This is a genomic window from Streptomyces griseicoloratus (assembly GCF_014534645.1).
Classification (GTDB): Bacteria; Actinomycetota; Actinomycetes; order Streptomycetales; family Streptomycetaceae; genus Streptomyces; species Streptomyces griseicoloratus.
Map to the genome: position 1 here is coordinate 127,066 of NZ_JACVQF010000238.1, position 16,128 is coordinate 143,193.

The following is a 16,128-nucleotide window of genomic DNA, read 5'->3' on the forward strand; positions in this document are numbered from 1 at the left end:
GGCGCAGCCGCACAGCCGCCGTAGCCGCGGGCAATCGTGCCGCCAAGGGCGGCACGGGTGGGCGCGGCGGCACCCCGCAACGCCGGGCCGCGTCCCCACCCCCGGCCGGCGGCAGGCGACGGCACCGGCACCCCCGGCCCGCGGCGGCCGACGCTCAGTCCCCCAGCACCCGCCGCCACTCCGCGACCGCCTCCGCCGACACCGGCCCGTCCCACCCGCCGGGCCGCGCCGCGCCCCCGATGTGGAACGCGTCGATCCCGGCGTCCAGCAGCGTCGGCACGTGGTCGAGCCGCAGCCCGCCCCCCACCAGCAACTGCTGCTGATACCCCGGCTCCCCCCGCCGCCGCGCCTCGGCGAGCAGCACCGGAAGCCCCTCGTCCACCCCGCCGGCCGCCCCGGCCGTCAGATACGTGTCCAGCCCCGAGAAGTCCGCGAGCTGCTTGCGCAGGGCGTCCCGGTCGGCGGCCCGGTCGATGGCCCGGTGGAACGTCCACCGGCAGCCCTCCAGCGCCCCGGCGACCCGCTCCACCGCGCCCAGGTCCACGTCACCGTCCGCGCCCAGGAACCCGAGCACGAACTCCTCGGCGCCGATCCCCCGCATCTCCTGCGCGACCCGGACCAGCCGCTCGACGTCCCCGGCGGCGAACCCGTCCGCGAGCCGCAGCATCACCCGTACGTCGATGTCGACGGCGGCGCGGATCGCGGCGACGGTCGAGGCCGACGGGGTGAGCCCGTCGGCCGCCATGTCGGTGACCAGTTCGAGGCGGTCGGCGCCTCCGGCCTGGGCGGCGACCGCGTCCTCGACGTCGAGGGCGATCACCTCCAGGACTGCACGCTTGCTCATGGGGCCCCATTCGTCAGGCTTCTCGGGCTGCTACAGGTCTAGTCCAATCCAAGACTACGCCCGACCACCCGCACCCAGTTCCCCTCACCCGCCGATCAGTCCTGATCCGGCCGCCGGCCGGCCGCGTCCACCGCCGGCGGGCCGCGTCCATCCGCCGGTCAGCCACCGAAGATGTTCAGCTCCGCCGGCTCCACCCCCGCCAGCTCGTACCCGGCACCGGCGTCCACCGGCCGGCCCGCGTACAGCCGCACCAGCGTCGCCGCGTCGCCGATGAAGCGCCCGGGCGGACGCTCGCCGCTCGCCTCCCCCAGCTTCAGCGGCTCGTCCACGTCGTCGAGGTCGGCGTGCAGCGGGACGTGACCGCCGGCCCGGGTGACCGAGACCAGCAGCGCGAGCGCCTCCGGCAGGCTCGGCCCGGCGTACGCCCCCGGCTCGCCGAGGGCCACGCGCACGTCACCGGCGTGCACCCACTCGCCCAGCGCGATCGCGTCCAGCGCACCGCCCGCGCGGGCGATCACCGGCCCCGCCTCGGTCATCCCGCGCTCCAGCTCGTCGACCACCCGGGCGTTGGACCAGCCGGCGCGCTCGGCGATGTCCCGGTCGTTGGACTCGGGCGAGAAGACGCCCTTCTCGAAGCGGTTCTCCACCACCCTGGTCAGCGCGGAGGAGCAGTGCGCCAGCACGTCCCGCACGGTCCAGCCCGGACACGCGGCCACCGGCAGCGCGAAATCCCCGTCCTTCCTGGAGCGCAGCAGCGGCACCAGCGCGTCCCGCTCGATGGTCAGCAGCCGCCCGGGCAGCTCGGGGTCGTGTACGTCGTGCACGTCGGCAGGAGTCGTCATGGGCTCCACGCTAGGGGCCGGACGCCCCGCCACGGGAGAATGAAGGCATGGCCGATCTCGATGCCCTGCGCTCCCGCTTCGCCCGCGCGCTGGACGGAGCCAGGGGCTCCGCCTCCGGCCCCGACCCGGCGCCGTACGCCGGCAACCTGCTCGCCCGCTGGCAGGAGCCCCAGCGCCACTACCACACGCTCGCGCACCTGACCGCGGTCCTGGACCGCGTCGACGCGCTGGCGGAGTACGCCGACGACCCGGACGCCGTCCGGCTGGCCGCCTGGTTCCACGACGCCGTCTACCAGCCCGACCGGTCCGAGAACGAGGAGCGCTCGGCCCGCCTCGCCGAGCGCGCCCTGCCCGAGGCCGGGGTCTCGGGGGCGAGGACCGCCGAGGTGGCGCGGCTGGTCCGGCTCACCGCCGGCCACGATCCGGCCGACGGCGACCGGAACGGGCAGGTGCTGTGCGACGCCGACCTCGCGGTCCTCGCCTCGCCGCCGTCGGCGTACGCCGCCTACACCGCGGCCGTGCGCGAGGAGTACCACTTCGTGCCGAACGACGCCTTCCGCGAGGGACGCGCCGCCGTACTGCGCCAACTCCTCGGCCTGCCCAGCCTGTTCCGCACCCCGTACGGGCGGGAGCACTGGGAGGCCACGGCCCGCTACAACGTCACCGCCGAGCTGGAAATGCTCTCGCTCAAGGACAGCCCGGCCCCGTAGCCTGCCCGGCATGCGGAACATGGGCGGGGAACGTGTGGAAGAGGCCGTCGCGAGCGCCGTGGCGGCGCTGCGGGCGGCGACGGACCAGGACTGGGAGCGGGTGACGGCGGCCGGGCTGGACTGGAGCTGCCGGGACACGGCACTGCACGTCGCCGAGTGCCTCGTCGGCTACGCGGGCCAGCTCGCCGGACGGGCGGCCGACGGCTACGTGCCCTTCGAACTCGCCCTGGAGGACGGCACCGACAACGAGGGCGTCCTGCGGGTCGTCGAGACGATGGGCGCCCTGCTCGCCGCCACCGTGCGGACCACCCCGCGCGAGGTGCGCGCCTTCCACCCGTACCCGTTCCGCAGCGCGAACCGCGAGGGCTTCGCCGCGATGGGCATCGCCGAGGCGCTGCTGCACACGCACGACATGGCCGCCGGCCTCGGGGTGGCGTTCGAGCCGCCCGCCGAGGTGTGCGCCTACGTCCTGACCCGGATCTTCCCGCACGTCCAGCCCGGACCCGACCACTGGCGCACCCTGCTGTGGGCCACCGGCCGCGGCGAACTGCCGGGCCGGGCCCCGGTCACCGAGTGGCGCTGGAGCAACAACCTCGTGATCCCGGCCGGGCGGCTCACCCTCGACGGCATCACGCCCGCCGGTGCGGCCGACCTGGCCACGGGCGGCGACGGCGGGTTCGCCTGGGTCGACGGCGGCCCGTACGACGGCACCCGGGAGGCCGCCGGGATGCTGCTGAAGGCGTACGAGGCCGGCGTCCACCGGCCGGAGTGGGGCGTGTTCGCGCTCGTGCGCCAAGAGGACGGCCGCGCGGTCGGCGGCATCGGCTTCCACGGGGCGCCGGACGAGGACGGGCGGGTGGAGATCGGCTACGACCTCGCCGAGGCGGCCCGCGGCAACGGCTACGCCACCGAGGCCCTGAGCGCACTGTCCGGGTGGGCGCTGGCCCGGGAGGAGGTGACGAGCGTGTTCGCGACGACCGAGCCCGCCAACACCGCCTCCCAGCGCGTCATCGAGCGCGCCGGTTTCCGCCGGGTCCTGGCGGACGACGAGCAGGTCGCCTACGAACTGCGGGGCTGAGCGACGCGCTTGCGCCGCCGCAGCCCGGCACCGTGCAGCAGCCGCACCACCTCGCGGCTGCTCACCTCCAGGGCGCCGGCGGACACCGCGTCCGCGTACCGGTGCGCGGGGATGTCGTAGTGGTCGCGCTCGAAGGCGCGCCGCGGCACGCCCAGGGCCGCGGCGAACGTGTGCAGTTCGTCGTAGGAGACGTCGCTGACCAGGTGTGACCACATGCGGCCGTGGCCCGGCCAGGTCGGCGGGTCGATGTAGACGCTCACCGGGCGGCGCTCACGAGGACGGCATGCCGCCGGCGGCCGCGCCCAGCGAGCCGACCGCCGCGACCTTCACGCCCGCCTTGGGGCACACCCAGTGCGGGTCGGGCCCGAGTTCGGGCTCGACGTCCAGCGCGTGCGGATCGCCGGAGCCGCACACCGGGCACAGGGGCCAGCGGCCGTACCGCTCCAGCAGGGCGTCCTGCACGTCCTGCGCGACGAGCCCGGCCACGAACTCCGCACCCTGCGGCCACTGCTCGACCCACCACCGCCGCTGGACGACCGACTCCTCGACGAGCGACACGACGTCCGCCTCCGCGACCTCGCCCGCCATCAGGTCGGCGAGCACGAGGGCGCGCGCGGCGTGCAGCGCCTGCTCCAGGGGGCTGATGGGGTCCATGCACCCATTGTGCGCACTCTTGACCCACACGCCGAACCGAAAATATCTTTCATGAGTGACCGATGAAGTGAAGGAAACTTTCGCCACTCCTCCCGCACCCGGCGCCCTCGCGGCCAAGGTGCGCACGCTGGCGCCGTCGATGACCCGTTCCATGCAGCGGGTCGCCGAGGCCGTCGCGAGCGACCCGGCCGGCTGCGCGGCCCTCACGGTCACCGGCCTCGCCGAGCTCACCGGCACCAGCGAGGCGACCGTCGTCCGCACCGCCCGCCTGCTCGGCTACCCCGGCTACCGCGATCTGCGCCTCGCGCTGGCCGGGCTCGCCGCCCAGCAGCAGTCCGGCCGCGCGCCCGCCCTCACGACCGACATCGCGATCGACGACCCGATCGCCGACGTCGTCGCCAAACTCGCCTACGACGAGCAGCAGACCCTCGCCGACACCGCCGCCGGCCTGGACACCGCCCAGCTCGGCGCGGCCGTCACCGCGATCGCCGCCGCCCGCCGCACCGACGTGTACGGCATCGGCGCCTCCGGCCTGGTCGCCCAGGACCTCACCCAGAAGCTCCTGCGCATAGGGCTGATAGCCCACGCGCCCGGCGATCCGCACCTCGCCGTGACCAACGCGGTGCAGCTGCGCGCCGGTGACGTCGCCGTCGCCATCACGCACTCCGGCTCGACGGGGGACGTCATCGAGCCGCTGCGCGTCGCCTTCGAGCACGGCGCGACCACCATCGCCGTCACCGGCCGCCCCGACAGCCCCGTCACCCAGTACGCCGACCACGTCCTGACCACCTCCACCTCCCGGGAGAGCGAGCTGCGCCCGGCCGCGATGTCCTCCCGGACCAGTCAGCTCCTCGTCGTGGACTGCCTGTTCGTGGGGGTGGCGCAGCGCACCTACGAGACGGCGGCGCCGGCGCTGGCGGCCTCCTACGAGGCGCTGGCCCACCGGCACAGCCCGCGCGGCGGAACGCACCGCTAGCCCCCGCCCTCCTCTTCACCGAGTTCACCGAGCAGACGCACCGCACCCGTACCGCACCGGAAAGCCACCGAAGAGAGCCGCCCGCCATGACCTCCACCTCCCACCACCACGACCTCCGCGCCCAGTTGGAGCACCTGACCACCGAGGCTTTCCGCCCCGAGCTGTCCGAGATCGACCGGCTGCCCACCGCGGAGATCGCCCGGCTGATGAACGGCGAGGACACCGCCGTGCCCGCCGCGGTCGCCGAGCGGCTGACCGAGATCGCCGCCGCCGTCGACGCCGTGGCCGCCCGCATGGCCCGCGGCGGCCGGCTGGTCTACGCGGGCGCCGGCACGGCGGGCCGGCTCGGCGTGCTGGACGCCTCCGAGTGCCCGCCGACCTTCAACACCGCGCCGGGACAGGTCGTCGGCCTGATCGCGGGCGGCCCGGAGGCCATGGTCACCTCCGTGGAGGGCGCCGAGGACTCGGCGGAGCTGGCCCGGGCCGACCTCGACGCCCTCGCCCTGACCGCCGACGACACGGTGGTCGGCGTCTCCGCCTCCGGCCGCACCCCGTACGCGATCGGCGCCGTCGAGCACGCCCGCGCGCTCGGCGCCCTCACCATCGGCCTGGCCTGCAACACCGGCAGCGCCCTGGCCGCCGCCGCCGAGCACGGCATCGAGATCGTCACCGGCCCCGAGCTGATCACCGGCTCGACCCGGCTGAAGGCCGGCACGGCACAGAAGCTGGTCCTCAACATGCTGTCGACGATCACGATGATCCGGCTCGGCAAGACGTACGGGAACCTGATGGTCGACGTCCGTGCCTCCAACGCCAAGCTGCGCGCCCGTTCCCGGCGGATCGTCGCCCTCGCCACGGGCGCCCCGGACGACGAGATCGAGGCCGCGCTCGCCGCCACCGACGGCGAGGTCAAGCACGCCATCCTGACCCTCCTGGCCGATGTGGACGGCCCGACGGCCGCCCGCCTTCTGGAGGACTCCGACGGCCATCTGCGCGCCGCGCTGGCGGCGGCGAAGGGCTGATGCGCACGCTCGGAGCGTGCGCAACGACGACCCCCACTCCACGGCCGCGGCGATCCTCCCCCTGGTCGGCGGCCCCGCGAACGTCACCTCCGTCGCCCACTGCATGACCCGCCTGCGCCTGGGGCTGGCCGACCGGTCCCGGGTGGACGACGCCTCGCTGCGCGCCCTGCCCGGTGTGCTCGGCGTGGTCGAGGACGGGGAGTCGTACCAGATCGTCCTGGGCCCGGGGGTGGTCGGGCGGGTGACCGAGGCGTTCGAGGCGCTGCTCGGGGCCGGCGGTACGGCGGACGCCCTGGCCCGCCGGGGCGCCGCGCTCAAGGAGCGGCAGAGGCGGCGCAACGCGACGCCGCTGAAGACGGCCCTGCGGCGTCTCGCGGCCGTCTTCGTGCCCCTCATCCCCGCCCTGATCGGCTGCGGCGTCCTGGCGGGCGTCGGCGGCCTGCTCACCAATCTGGGGTGGCTCCCCGGCCTCACCCCCGCCCTCGCCGCGCTCTCCTCCGCCTTCATGGCGCTGATCGCGGTGTTCGTCGGCCACCACACGGCGAAGGAGTTCGGCGGGACGCCGGTGCTGGGCGGCGCGGTCGCGGCCGTCGTGGTCTACCCGGGGGTGGCGAAGGTGACGGCGTTCGGGGTCACGCTCGCCCCCGGCCAGGGCGGGGTGCTCGGCGCGCTGGCCGCGGCCCTGCTCGCCTGCCGGGTCGAGAAGTGGTGCCGCGCCCGCCTCTCCGGCACCGCCGACGTCCTGCTCACCCCGACCCTGACGGTGCTGGTGTCGGGACTGGTCACGCTGTACGTCCTCATGTACGCGGCCGGCGAGGTCGCCACCGCCGTCGGCACCGCGGCGAACTGGCTGCTGTCGACGACCGGCGCCCTGGCCGGACTGGTCCTCGGCGGGCTGTTCCTCCCCCTGGTGATGCTGGGCCTGCACCAGGCGCTGATCCCCATCCACACCACCCTGATCGAACAGCAGGGCCACACCGTCCTGCTGCCCGTCCTCGCCATGGCCGGCGCGGGCCAGGTCGGCGCCGCGGCCGCGGTGTACGTCCGCCTGCGCCACGACACGTCCCTCCGCACGACGATCAGGTCGGCGCTCCCGGCGGGTCTCCTCGGCATCGGCGAGCCCCTGATCTACGGCGTCTCCCTGCCCCTGGGCCGCCCCTTCCTCACCGCCTGCGCCGGCGGCGCGGCGGGCGGCGCCTTCGTCGGCCTGTTCGCGATGCTGGGCACCGACGTGGGGACGACGGCGATCGGTCCGTCGGGATGGGCCCTGTTCCCGCTGCTGGCGGGGAGCGGGGGCTGGGCGGTGACGGCGGCGGTGTACGGCGGCGGGCTGCTGACGGGGTACGCGGTCGGCTTCGCGGCGACGTACCTGTTCGGCCTGGGCGGGCGGACGGCGGTGGACGCGGACCTGGCCGCCGGTGCCGTGTGCGACGCTGGGGAGCATGAACCACGCCCAGCTGACCGCCCTGGGCCGCGCCCTGCGTCTCCTCGGTGAGCACGGCGAGGCCCTGGCCGCCGACACCCCGGACGCGAAGCTGCACGAGGTCAGGACGGATCTGCGCCGCGCCCTGGACCTGCTGGAGGAGAGCGTCACGACGACGGCCCCCAGCACCCGCTGCCCCGAGCATCCGAACGGACCGGTCGACAAGGCCGCCCCGGACCTGTGCCTGCTGTGCGAGACCCGCCGGCGCGCCGCCCGCCGCGCGGAGTACGGCGGCGGCCCCCTCCCGGCCCCGCAGACCGAGCCGGTCCAGTCCCGGTACGGGGTCCGCGGCGACCGTCCGCAGCCCCAGCAGCGCTGGCTCCCGGAGCTGTGGAACGGTCAGGCGTGGCAGTTGTGCGGCACCCCGCGCCGGGACCGCCGCGAGGCCGAGCTGTACCTCGCGGCCCAGCGGCGCGGACCGCGCCCGGCCATGGCGTACCGGCTCGTGCACGAGTTCACGGACTACGAGGTGCTGCGGGTGTGGGGGACGCCGGTGCGGATGGACATCGAGCCGATGGGCTGAGAAGGAGCCCGGCCGCGCCGGCGGCCGGGGCTCGTCCTCAATGTCCTCAGTCGTCCTCAGCGCACGACGTCGAAGACGTTCTTCTGCAGGCCGTTGGCGTACGCCTCGTGCTCGACGAGCTCCAGCTTCCGGGTGTCCCGGTCCGCGTCGCTGAACAGCCGCTTGCCCGCGCCGAGCAGCAGCGGGAAGACGAGCAGGTGGTAGCGGTCGATGAGGTCCGCGTCGGCGAGGCTCCGGTTGAGGGTGGCGCTGCCGTGGACGATGATCGGGCCGCCCTCGGTCCGCTTCAGGGCCGCGACGTCGTCGAGGGAGCGCAGGACGGTGGTCTCGCCCCAGTCGGACACCAGGTCGCCTTCGGTGAGGGTGGTGGAGACGACGTACTTCGGCATCACCTTGTAGTCGGCGAAGTCCTCCATGTCCGGCCAGACCGGGCTGAACGCCTCGTAGCTGACCCGGCCCATCAGCATCGCGGTGGCCTCCTTCTGCTCCCGGCCCTTGATCTCGTACGCCTCCGGGAGGAAGTCCACGCCGTTGACCGCCCACCCCGAGTTCCGGTAGCCGGGCTCGCCTCCCGGGGCCTCCACGACGCCGTCGAGCGAGATGAAGGCGGTGCTGATCAGGGTGCGCATGGGTGGTCTCCTCGTGTTCCGTGGCTCATTCACACCTTCTGACTGCGGACACCGCGCGAACTCATCGGTCGCCGCCGCCGAGCAGGGGCAGCGGTGCGAACTCGTGGCCCTCCCACAGGCGGCGTGAGGTCTCCTCCGGGTACGGCACGACGACCGGCTCCGCGTCGAGGACCTGCACCAGCCGCCGTCGCGTGTCGTACGCGGGCCAGCCGGGGTCGCCCGTCCTCGCGAACGCCGTCCAGGACGCGCGGAAGCGGGCGGACAGGGCCAGGGCCTCGGGGGAGGGTTCCGTGCCGGCGAAGAGGAGGGCGCCCACGTCGGCGTGGAAGGTGCCGAAGAGGAGGGGAAGGTCCAGGGCGTGGCAGGCGCCGAGGCCGCCGCCGTTGCCCGGGGCCGGCCAGGTCAGCTCGTAGACGTGGGCCCGGCCGCCGCCGGCGAGGTGCGCCTCGGCCAGGTGGAGGGAGGGCATGGCGAACAGCCAGTCCGTCTGGACGCGTTCGTACAGCTCGCCCAGGGACGCGTCGGGGAAGGCGGCGCGATAGGCCTTCTCGCCGTCCGGGCCGGGGCCGAACAGGCGCAGGGCCGCGGCGGCCCGCTCGTCGCCGATCCCGTCCGTCCGACCGGCCATGGCGGTGAAGAGGCGGAACTCGTCCCGGTTGTGCCCGACGACCAGATCCACGTCCCGGGCCGCCCCCTCAGCCAGCGCCCGCCAGGGCATCACCGGCAGGACCTCGCCGTCCACGACCGGCGAGTACGGGGTGACCGTGGGCGCGGCCTGCCCCCAGCGGTCCACGTAGCGGGGCATCTTCGCCGCCAGCGCCTGTCCCGTCGGCACGAGCCGGTCCGGGGCCACGGCCGACAGGTCGGCGACCGTCGGGCGCAGGCCGGCCTCGGCGGCGAGGGCGGTGGCGATGTCCCGGGCCAGTTCGTCGGAGAAGAACGTGCCCGGCACGCTCTGCGCGATCGCCCGCCAAAACAGCCCGGCCGCGCTCGGCATGGCCAGCAGCGCCGCGATCGAACCGGCGCCCGCCGACTCGCCGAACACGGTGACCCGGCCCGGGTCGCCGCCGAACGCCGCGATGTTGTCCCGCACCCACTCCAGCGCGGCCACCTGGTCGAGCAGCCCCCGGTTGGCGGGCGCCCCGTCGATGCGGGCGAAACCCTCCATGCCGACGCGGTAGTTGAAGGTGACGACCACGAGGTCGCCGTCGGCGGCGATCCGGCGGGCGTCGTAGCCGGGGCTGCCGGCGTGGCCGAGCTTGTAGGCGCCGCCGTAGATCCACACCATCACCGGGCGGCGGGCGGCCGGGTCGGGCTCCGGGGTCCAGACGTTGACCGTCAGCCATTCGTCGCCCTCCGGTGCGGCCGGTGCGCCGGTCTGGCCGGCCAGGCCCAGGTCCTGCGGGGGCGGCGGCCCGAAGGCGTACGCGTCGCGTATGCCGTCCCAGGGGCGGGGCGGGCGAGGCGCGGCGAACCGGGCCTCGCCCACCGGAGGCTCGGCGAACGGGATGCCGCGGAAGACGGTCAGGCCGGCCTCCCGCCGCCCGCGCACCGCACCGGCGGCGGTGCGCACGACGTCCTCCACGGGCTCCATGGGCTCCACGGCCTCGGTGCTCGTCATCGATCACTCCTCACTGGTTGCCGCTGGACGTACGCCAGTTGGTGATCTCCGGACCCTACGCCGTGGCCGGCGCCCGGCTCAGCTCAGGGTCTTCAGCGCCGCGGCGTCGAAGGGCGCCAGCTCGTCGAAGCGGCCGGAGAGGACCTTCTCCGCCCAGCGCGGGTCCTGGAGCAGCGCGCGGCCGACGGCCACGAGGTCGAACTCGTCGCGCTCCAGGCGCTCCAGGAGGTCGTCGAGGCTGCCCAGCCCGGCGCCCTCGCCCTGGAAGGCCCTGCCGAACTCGCCGTCGAGGCCGACCGAGCCGACCGTGATGGCGGTCTTGCCGGTGAGCTTCTTGGTCCAGCCCGCGAGGTTGAGGTCGGAGCCGTCGAACTCCGGGCGCCAGTAGCGGCGCGTGGAGGCGTGGAAGGCGTCGACGCCGGCCGAGGCGAGCGGGGCGAGGATCGCCTCCAGCTCCTCCGGGGTCTCGGCGAGACGGGCGTCGTAGGCGTCCTGCTTCCACTGCGAGTAGCGGAAGATGACCGGGAATCCGGGCGAGACGGTCTCGCGCACGGCCGCCACGATCTCCGCCGCGAACTTCGTCCGGGCCACCGGGTCGCCGCCGTAGGCGTCGGTGCGGCGGTTGGTGCCGGCCCACAGGAACTGGTCGACGAGGTAGCCGTGGGCGCCGTGGATCTCCACGCCGTCGAAGCCGATGCGCTCGGCGGCCGCGGCGGCCTCGGCGAACGCGCCGACGACGTCGTCCACGTCCGCCTGCGTCATCGCCTTGCCGGTGACCTCGTCCTCGCCGATGCGCAGGCCCGACGGGCCGACGGCGGGGGCGTCGGGGAAGGGCTGGTCGCCCGGCTTGCGCACCATCCCGATGTGCCACAGCTGCGGCACGATCGTGCCGCCGGCCGCGTGCACCGCCTCGGCGACCCTGGCCCAGCCCGCCAGCTGCTCCTCGCCGTGGAACCGCGGCACGCGGTCGCTCTGCCCGGCCGATTCGTGTCCGACGTAGGTGCCCTCGGTGACGATCAGCCCGACACCGGCGGCGGCACGGCGGGCGTAGTACGACACCACGTCCTCACCCGGCACACCGCCCGGCGAGAACATGCGGGTCATCGGCGCCATCGCGATGCGGTTCGGGACGGTCAGGCCGTTGATGGTGGCCGGGCGGGCGAGGATCTCGGCCGCGCGGGAGGCGGCGTCGGGGGAGGTGACGGACACGTGGGGGCTCCTCGTAGACGGATACCAGTCAGTATGTGCACATGCATCGAGCATGCGTCCAGCACAACGGGCCCGTCCGTCCCCGGAATTCCGTGATCCGAGTCACACGCACCGCCGCCCCGGGGCGCGCGGACCGGAAACGCCCGAGGGCGGCACCCCCTTCTCCAGGGGGTGCCGCCCTCGGTCAAGGACGCTCGATCAACCCTCGGGCCGATCAGAAGTCCATGTCACCGCCCGGCATGCCGCCGCCGGCCGGGGCCGCGGCCTTCTCCGGCTTGTCGGCGATGACGGCCTCGGTGGTGAGGAACAGCGCGGCGATGGAGGCGGCGTTCTGCAGGGCAGAGCGGGTCACCTTCGCCGGGTCGATGATGCCCTCGGCGATCATGTCGACGTACTCACCGGTCGCGGCGTTCAGGCCGTGGCCGACCTGGAGGTTGCGGACCTTCTCCACGACGACGCCGCCCTCGAGACCACCGTTGACGGCGATCTGCTTCAGCGGGGCCTCCAGGGCGAGCTTCACGGCGTTGGCGCCGGTCGCCTCGTCACCCTCGAGCTCCAGCTTCTCGAAGACCTGGGAGGCCTGGAGCAGGGCCACGCCACCACCGGCGACGATGCCCTCCTCGACGGCCGCCTTCGCGTTGCGGACGGCGTCCTCGATGCGGTGCTTGCGCTCCTTGAGCTCGACCTCGGTGGCGGCACCGGCCTTGATGACGGCCACGCCGCCGGCCAGCTTCGCCAGACGCTCCTGGAGCTTCTCGCGGTCGTAGTCCGAGTCGCTGTTCTCGATCTCGGCGCGGATCTGGTTCACACGGCCCGCGACCTGGTCGGCGGAGCCGGCGCCGTCGACGATGGTGGTCTCGTCCTTGGTGATGACGACCTTGCGCGCCTTGCCCAGCAGGTCGAGCGTGGCGTTCTCCAGCTTGAGGCCGACCTCCTCGGAGATGACCTCGCCGCCCGTGAGGATGGCGATGTCGCCGAGCATGGCCTTGCGGCGGTCGCCGAAGCCCGGGGCCTTGACGGCGACGGACTTGAAGGTGCCGCGGATCTTGTTGACGACCAGGGTCGACAGGGCCTCGCCCTCGACGTCCTCGGCGATGATCAGCAGCGGCTTGCCCGACTGCATGACCTTCTCCAGGAGCGGGAGCAGGTCCTTGACGTTGGAGATCTTGGAGTTGGCGATCAGGATGTACGGGTCGTCGAGGACGGCCTCCATACGCTCCATGTCGGTGGCGAAGTACGCCGAGATGTAGCCCTTGTCGAAGCGCATACCCTCGGTGAGCTCCAGCTCCAGACCGAAGGTCTGGGACTCCTCGACGGTGATGACGCCTTCCTTGCCGACCTTGTCCATGGCCTCGGCGATGAGCTCGCCGATCTGGGTGTCGGCGGCGGAGATGGAGGCCGTGGAAGCGATCTGCTCCTTGGTCTCCACGTCCTTGGCCTGCTCCAGCAGGGCGGCGGAGACGGCCTCGACGGCCTTCTCGATACCGCGCTTGAGGGCCATCGGGTTGGCGCCGGCGGCCACGTTGCGCAGACCCTCGCGCACCAGGGCCTGGGCGAGGACGGTCGCGGTGGTCGTACCGTCACCGGCGACGTCGTCCGTCTTCTTGGCGACTTCCTTGACCAGCTCGGCGCCGATCTTCTCGTACGGGTCCTCGAGCTCGATCTCCTTGGCGATGGAGACACCATCGTTGGTGATCGTGGGGGCGCCCCACTTCTTCTCGAGGACGACGTTGCGGCCCTTGGGGCCGAGCGTCACCTTCACGGCGTCCGCGAGCTGGTTCATGCCGCGCTCGAGGCCGCGCCGCGCCTCCTCGTCGAACGCGATGATCTTGGCCATGTGAAGTGGTCCCTCCAGGACTGGGGGTGATTCCTTCGGACCGCGCCCGCGCCCGCGACGGACGGCTCGCCGGCCTCGTGGTTCCTTGCCCCACCCGGCCCGCGGGCCTCACCGACCCGGTCCTTCGTTGTCACTCTCACCTTCAGAGTGCTAACGCCAATGATTAGCACTCGCCCATGCCGAGTGCAAGCGGCTCCTCGGGATCGGGCAGGGCGCGCACGGCGTGTCGCCGGGGTCCGGGCAGGCCGAAGGGCCCGCACCCCAGGGGTGCGGGCCCTTCGGAGAAGACCGTTCGCTTGCGGTCGGCCGCGCGCCTCAGGCGCTGACGCGAACCATGTCGGCCTGCGGGCCCTTCTGGCCCTGCGAGATCTCGAACTCGACCCGCTGGCCTTCTTCAAGGGTGCGGTAGCCGTCCATCTGGATCGCGCTGTAGTGGACGAAAACATCCGCACCACCGTCGACCGCGATGAAGCCGTACCCCTTCTCCGCGTTGAACCACTTGACGGTGCCCTGAGCCATGCCTAACTCCCCTATTACTGGCCCTTGCACAGATCCACACTTCGCGGACCCGGGTCAGACCTCACCCCCCAACGGTTGGGGGCGTGCGCCGGAACGCGTCGACCGCGGCTGAATGTATCTGTCCAACTGCCGTCTGCAACAGGTCAATCGGACGAGAATTCTGGACGCACCCGGTCCGGAATATGGTGAGAATTCGTCAGAACTCGGGGCAACCCGGGCCCCACAAAAGGAACAAAAGCCGCAGAATACACCCACACTTTGGCTACTTCTTGTCGGGCGTGCGGCAGGAATTCGGAGTTTCCGACCTCGTGGTCGGCATCGCGTTCCCCAACTGTACCGCGCTCAACCACACGGAATTGCCCCCTCCGTTTCTCTTACGGAGGGGGCAATCCGGTGAACCGCGCGTGACGTCAGCCGCCGGCGACCGCCGGGATGATGGAGACGCCCGCGCCGTCCGGCGTCGCGGTCTCCAGTCCCTGCTCGAAGCGCACGTCGTCGTCGTTGACGTAGACGTTGACGAAGCGGCGGAGCTTGCCCTGGTCGTCCAGGACCCGGGCGGCGATGCCGGTGTGGTTCTTCTCCAGGTCGGCGATGACCTCGGAGAGGGTCGCGCCCTCGGCGCTCACCTCCGCCTGTCCGCCGGTGTAGGTGCGCAGGATGGTGGGGATGCGGACGGTCACGCTCATGCGAGGCCAGCCTCTCGGAAGGAGTCGAGGTTCGGACGGATCGTGGCGGTCAGGCCGGTGCCGGCCACCGCGTCGAGGGTCTTCAGGCCGTCGCCGGTGTTGAGCACGACGGTGGTCAGGGCCGGGTCGAGCACGCCGTTCTCGATCAGCTTGCGCGTGACGCCGACCGTCACGCCGCCCGCGGTCTCCGCGAAGATGCCCTCGGTGCGGGCGAGCAGCCTGATGGCGTCCACGACCTGCTCGTCGGTCACGTCCTCCACCGCGCCGCCGGTGCGGCGCGCGATGTCGAGGACGTAGGGGCCGTCGGCCGGGTTGCCGATGGCCAGCGACTTGGCGATGGTGTCCGGCTTCTGCGGCCGGACGACGTCGTGGCCCGCCTTGAAGGCGGTGGACACCGGCGAGCAGCCCTCGGCCTGGGCGCCGAAGATCTTGTACGGCCTGTCCTCGACCAGGCCCAGCTTGATCAGCTCCTGCAGACCCTTGTCGATCTTCGTGAGCTGGGAGCCGGAGGCGATCGGGACCACGATCTGGTCGGGCAGCCGCCAGCCGAGCTGCTCGCAGATCTCGTACGCGAGGGTCTTGGAGCCCTCGGCGTAGTACGGCCGCAGGTTGACGTTGACGAAGCCCCAGCCCTCGCCGGCCGGGTCGCCGATCAGTTCGGAGCAGAAGCGGTTGACGTCGTCGTAGTTGCCCTCGATGCCGACCAGCTCGCCGCCGTAGACGGCGGCCATGACGACCTTGCCCTGCTCCAGGTCGTGCGGGATGAACACGCAGGAGCGGAAGCCGGCCCGGGCCGCGGCGGCGCCGACGGCGCCGGCGAGGTTGCCGGTGGAGGAGCAGGACAGGGTGGTGAAGCCGAAGGCGCGGGCGGCCTCCAGGGCCTGGGCGACCACGCGGTCCTTGAAGGAGTGCGTCGGGTTGCCGGAGTCGTCCTTCACGTACAGCCCGCCGGTGACGCCGAGTTCGCGGGCGAGGTTGTCGGCCTTGACGAGCTTGGTCCAGCCGGGGTTGATGTTCGGCTTGGTCGCCACGTCCGCGGGGACGGGCAGCAGGGGGGCGTAGCGCCAGATGTTCGCGGGACCCGCCTCGATGCGCCGGCGCAGCTCTTCGGTGTCGTAGGCCGAGAAGTCGTAGGCGATCTCCAGCGGGCCGAAACACTCCTCGCAGGCGAAGACCGGGCCGAGGGGGACGCGGTGGCCGCATTCGCGGCAGGAGAGCGCGGCGGCGGGACCCAGGTCGACGGGGGAGGCGGCGGTGTCGGCGTTGCTTGCGACGGTCTGCACAGCCATGTGAGGCGAGGCCCTTTCTCCTCATCTTCCTCACGACGCATCTCGCCGTGAGACGGATTTGGCACCTTCCCTAGCCGGGAGCCTCGCGATCTACGAGAACCGGCTGGAGGGTTGCCGGGGCTTCATCGGGCCGTGTCCCTCTGCCCCTCTGGATGAGCGGTATGCGGTTGTTTTTCGCTGGTACGCGCGACGACCCCGGCATGCGT

17 protein-coding genes and 1 riboswitch are annotated in these 16,128 nt (G+C 73.0%); of the genes, 6 read left to right on the forward strand and 11 right to left on the reverse strand.

The window, feature by feature from the left end; translation table 11 throughout:
* Positions 1 to 154: 154 nt before the first annotated feature.
* Together H0H10_RS38070 and H0H10_RS38075 are read right to left on the reverse strand one after the other, a co-directional pair.
* The gene (locus H0H10_RS38070; protein WP_188185795.1) at positions 155 to 844 is read right to left on the reverse strand and encodes a copper homeostasis protein CutC; all 690 of its coding nucleotides are present in this window, start codon (positions 842 to 844) and stop codon (positions 155 to 157) included.
* 158 nt (positions 845 to 1,002) lie between these two features.
* Positions 1,003 to 1,686, reverse strand: a complete 684-nt coding sequence (locus H0H10_RS38075) for a maleylpyruvate isomerase family mycothiol-dependent enzyme (protein WP_188185796.1) — start codon at positions 1,684 to 1,686, stop codon at positions 1,003 to 1,005.
* Positions 1,687 to 1,733: 47 nt separating this feature from the next.
* On the opposite strand from H0H10_RS38075, the gene H0H10_RS38080 reads away from it, so the two are divergent.
* Positions 1,734 to 2,396, forward strand: coding sequence for an HD domain-containing protein (locus H0H10_RS38080; RefSeq protein WP_188185797.1), 663 nt, complete (start codon positions 1,734 to 1,736; stop codon positions 2,394 to 2,396).
* 10 nt (positions 2,397 to 2,406) lie between these two features.
* A complete protein-coding gene (locus H0H10_RS38085) occupies positions 2,407 to 3,474 on the forward strand; it encodes a GNAT family N-acetyltransferase (protein WP_188185798.1) in 1,068 nt (355 codons plus the stop codon).
* On the opposite strand, the gene H0H10_RS38090 is transcribed toward H0H10_RS38085, so the two are convergent.
* Both H0H10_RS38090 and H0H10_RS38095 read right to left on the reverse strand, forming a co-directional pair.
* Positions 3,456 to 3,734 (reverse strand): DUF4031 domain-containing protein, encoded by a 279-nt coding sequence (locus H0H10_RS38090; protein WP_188185799.1) that lies wholly within the window; start codon positions 3,732 to 3,734, stop codon positions 3,456 to 3,458. The genes H0H10_RS38085 and H0H10_RS38090 overlap by 19 nt on opposite strands.
* A gap of 10 nt (positions 3,735 to 3,744) precedes the next feature.
* The gene (locus tag H0H10_RS38095; RefSeq protein ID WP_188185800.1) at positions 3,745 to 4,128 is read right to left on the reverse strand and encodes a DUF8819 family protein; all 384 of its coding nucleotides are present in this window, start codon (positions 4,126 to 4,128) and stop codon (positions 3,745 to 3,747) included.
* Positions 4,129 to 4,183: 55 nt separating this feature from the next.
* Between H0H10_RS38095 and H0H10_RS38100 the strand changes: the two genes are divergently transcribed.
* The 4 genes from H0H10_RS38100 to H0H10_RS38115 all read left to right on the forward strand — a co-directional run bounded on the left by H0H10_RS38100 (position 4,184) and on the right by H0H10_RS38115 (position 8,132).
* Positions 4,184 to 5,104: a MurR/RpiR family transcriptional regulator gene (locus H0H10_RS38100; RefSeq protein WP_373566966.1), complete on the forward strand. Its 921-nt coding sequence runs from the start codon at positions 4,184 to 4,186 to the stop codon at positions 5,102 to 5,104.
* Between the two features lie 86 nt (positions 5,105 to 5,190).
* Positions 5,191 to 6,126, forward strand: a complete 936-nt coding sequence (murQ, locus tag H0H10_RS38105) for an N-acetylmuramic acid 6-phosphate etherase (RefSeq protein WP_188185801.1) — start codon at positions 5,191 to 5,193, stop codon at positions 6,124 to 6,126.
* Between the two features lie 16 nt (positions 6,127 to 6,142).
* Complete coding sequence (locus H0H10_RS38110) at positions 6,143 to 7,621, forward strand: PTS transporter subunit EIIC (RefSeq protein WP_309142002.1); 1,479 nt, start codon at positions 6,143 to 6,145, stop codon at positions 7,619 to 7,621.
* Positions 7,569 to 8,132 carry a hypothetical protein gene (locus H0H10_RS38115; protein ID WP_188185803.1) on the forward strand — a complete coding sequence of 188 codons (564 nt, stop codon included), beginning with the start codon at positions 7,569 to 7,571 and terminating at the stop codon, positions 8,130 to 8,132. The genes H0H10_RS38110 and H0H10_RS38115 overlap by 53 nt, the downstream gene beginning before the upstream one ends.
* A 56-nt stretch (positions 8,133 to 8,188) precedes the next feature.
* Here the strand turns inward: H0H10_RS38115 and H0H10_RS38120 are convergent, their stop codons facing one another.
* The 7 genes from H0H10_RS38120 to thrC form a co-directional block, all read right to left on the reverse strand.
* Positions 8,189 to 8,761, reverse strand: coding sequence for a dihydrofolate reductase family protein (locus H0H10_RS38120; RefSeq protein ID WP_188185804.1), 573 nt, complete (start codon positions 8,759 to 8,761; stop codon positions 8,189 to 8,191).
* Between the two features lie 61 nt (positions 8,762 to 8,822).
* The gene (locus tag H0H10_RS38125; RefSeq protein WP_188185805.1) at positions 8,823 to 10,382 is read right to left on the reverse strand and encodes a carboxylesterase/lipase family protein; all 1,560 of its coding nucleotides are present in this window, start codon (positions 10,380 to 10,382) and stop codon (positions 8,823 to 8,825) included.
* Between the two features lie 78 nt (positions 10,383 to 10,460).
* A complete protein-coding gene (locus tag H0H10_RS38130; RefSeq protein ID WP_188185806.1) occupies positions 10,461 to 11,591 on the reverse strand; it encodes an NADH:flavin oxidoreductase in 1,131 nt (376 codons plus the stop codon).
* 214 nt (positions 11,592 to 11,805) lie between these two features.
* Positions 11,806 to 13,428, reverse strand: a complete 1,623-nt coding sequence (groL, locus tag H0H10_RS38135) for a chaperonin GroEL (protein WP_188185807.1) — start codon at positions 13,426 to 13,428, stop codon at positions 11,806 to 11,808.
* A 315-nt stretch (positions 13,429 to 13,743) separates the two neighbouring features.
* Positions 13,744 to 13,947, reverse strand: a complete 204-nt coding sequence (locus H0H10_RS38140) for a cold-shock protein (protein ID WP_010035953.1) — start codon at positions 13,945 to 13,947, stop codon at positions 13,744 to 13,746.
* A gap of 410 nt (positions 13,948 to 14,357) precedes the next feature.
* Entirely contained in the window at positions 14,358 to 14,633 is a 276-nt protein-coding gene (locus H0H10_RS38145; protein WP_188185808.1) for a MoaD/ThiS family protein, read from the reverse strand.
* Positions 14,630 to 15,922, reverse strand: coding sequence for a threonine synthase (gene thrC / locus H0H10_RS38150; RefSeq protein WP_188185809.1), 1,293 nt, complete (start codon positions 15,920 to 15,922; stop codon positions 14,630 to 14,632). Before thrC ends, H0H10_RS38145 begins: the two co-directional genes overlap by 4 nt.
* Positions 15,923 to 15,940: 18 nt before the next feature.
* A riboswitch (SAM riboswitch) is annotated at positions 15,941 to 16,081 on the reverse strand.
* Between the last annotated feature and the right edge of the window lie 47 nt (positions 16,082 to 16,128).

Bases quoted from the DNA above. Each gene is read 5' to 3' on its own strand.
- H0H10_RS38085 (WP_188185798.1), top strand. From the start codon at position 2,407: ATGCGGAACATGGGCGGGGAACGTGTGGAAGAGGCCGTCGCGAGCGCC.
- H0H10_RS38095 (WP_188185800.1), bottom strand. From the start codon at position 4,128: ATGGACCCCATCAGCCCCCTGGAGCAGGCGCTGCACGCCGCGCGCGCC.
- thrC (WP_188185809.1), bottom strand. From the start codon at position 15,922: ATGGCTGTGCAGACCGTCGCAAGCAACGCCGACACCGCCGCCTCCCCC.
- H0H10_RS38115 (WP_188185803.1), top strand. From the start codon at position 7,569: ATGAACCACGCCCAGCTGACCGCCCTGGGCCGCGCCCTGCGTCTCCTC.
- H0H10_RS38145 (WP_188185808.1), bottom strand. From the start codon at position 14,633: ATGAGCGTGACCGTCCGCATCCCCACCATCCTGCGCACCTACACCGGC.
- H0H10_RS38070 (WP_188185795.1), bottom strand. From the start codon at position 844: ATGAGCAAGCGTGCAGTCCTGGAGGTGATCGCCCTCGACGTCGAGGAC.
- H0H10_RS38075 (WP_188185796.1), bottom strand. From the start codon at position 1,686: ATGACGACTCCTGCCGACGTGCACGACGTACACGACCCCGAGCTGCCC.
- groL (WP_188185807.1), bottom strand. From the start codon at position 13,428: ATGGCCAAGATCATCGCGTTCGACGAGGAGGCGCGGCGCGGCCTCGAG.
- murQ (WP_188185801.1), top strand. From the start codon at position 5,191: ATGACCTCCACCTCCCACCACCACGACCTCCGCGCCCAGTTGGAGCAC.
- H0H10_RS38140 (WP_010035953.1), bottom strand. From the start codon at position 13,947: ATGGCTCAGGGCACCGTCAAGTGGTTCAACGCGGAGAAGGGGTACGGC.
- H0H10_RS38080 (WP_188185797.1), top strand. From the start codon at position 1,734: ATGGCCGATCTCGATGCCCTGCGCTCCCGCTTCGCCCGCGCGCTGGAC.
- H0H10_RS38125 (WP_188185805.1), bottom strand. From the start codon at position 10,382: ATGACGAGCACCGAGGCCGTGGAGCCCATGGAGCCCGTGGAGGACGTC.
- H0H10_RS38120 (WP_188185804.1), bottom strand. From the start codon at position 8,761: ATGCGCACCCTGATCAGCACCGCCTTCATCTCGCTCGACGGCGTCGTG.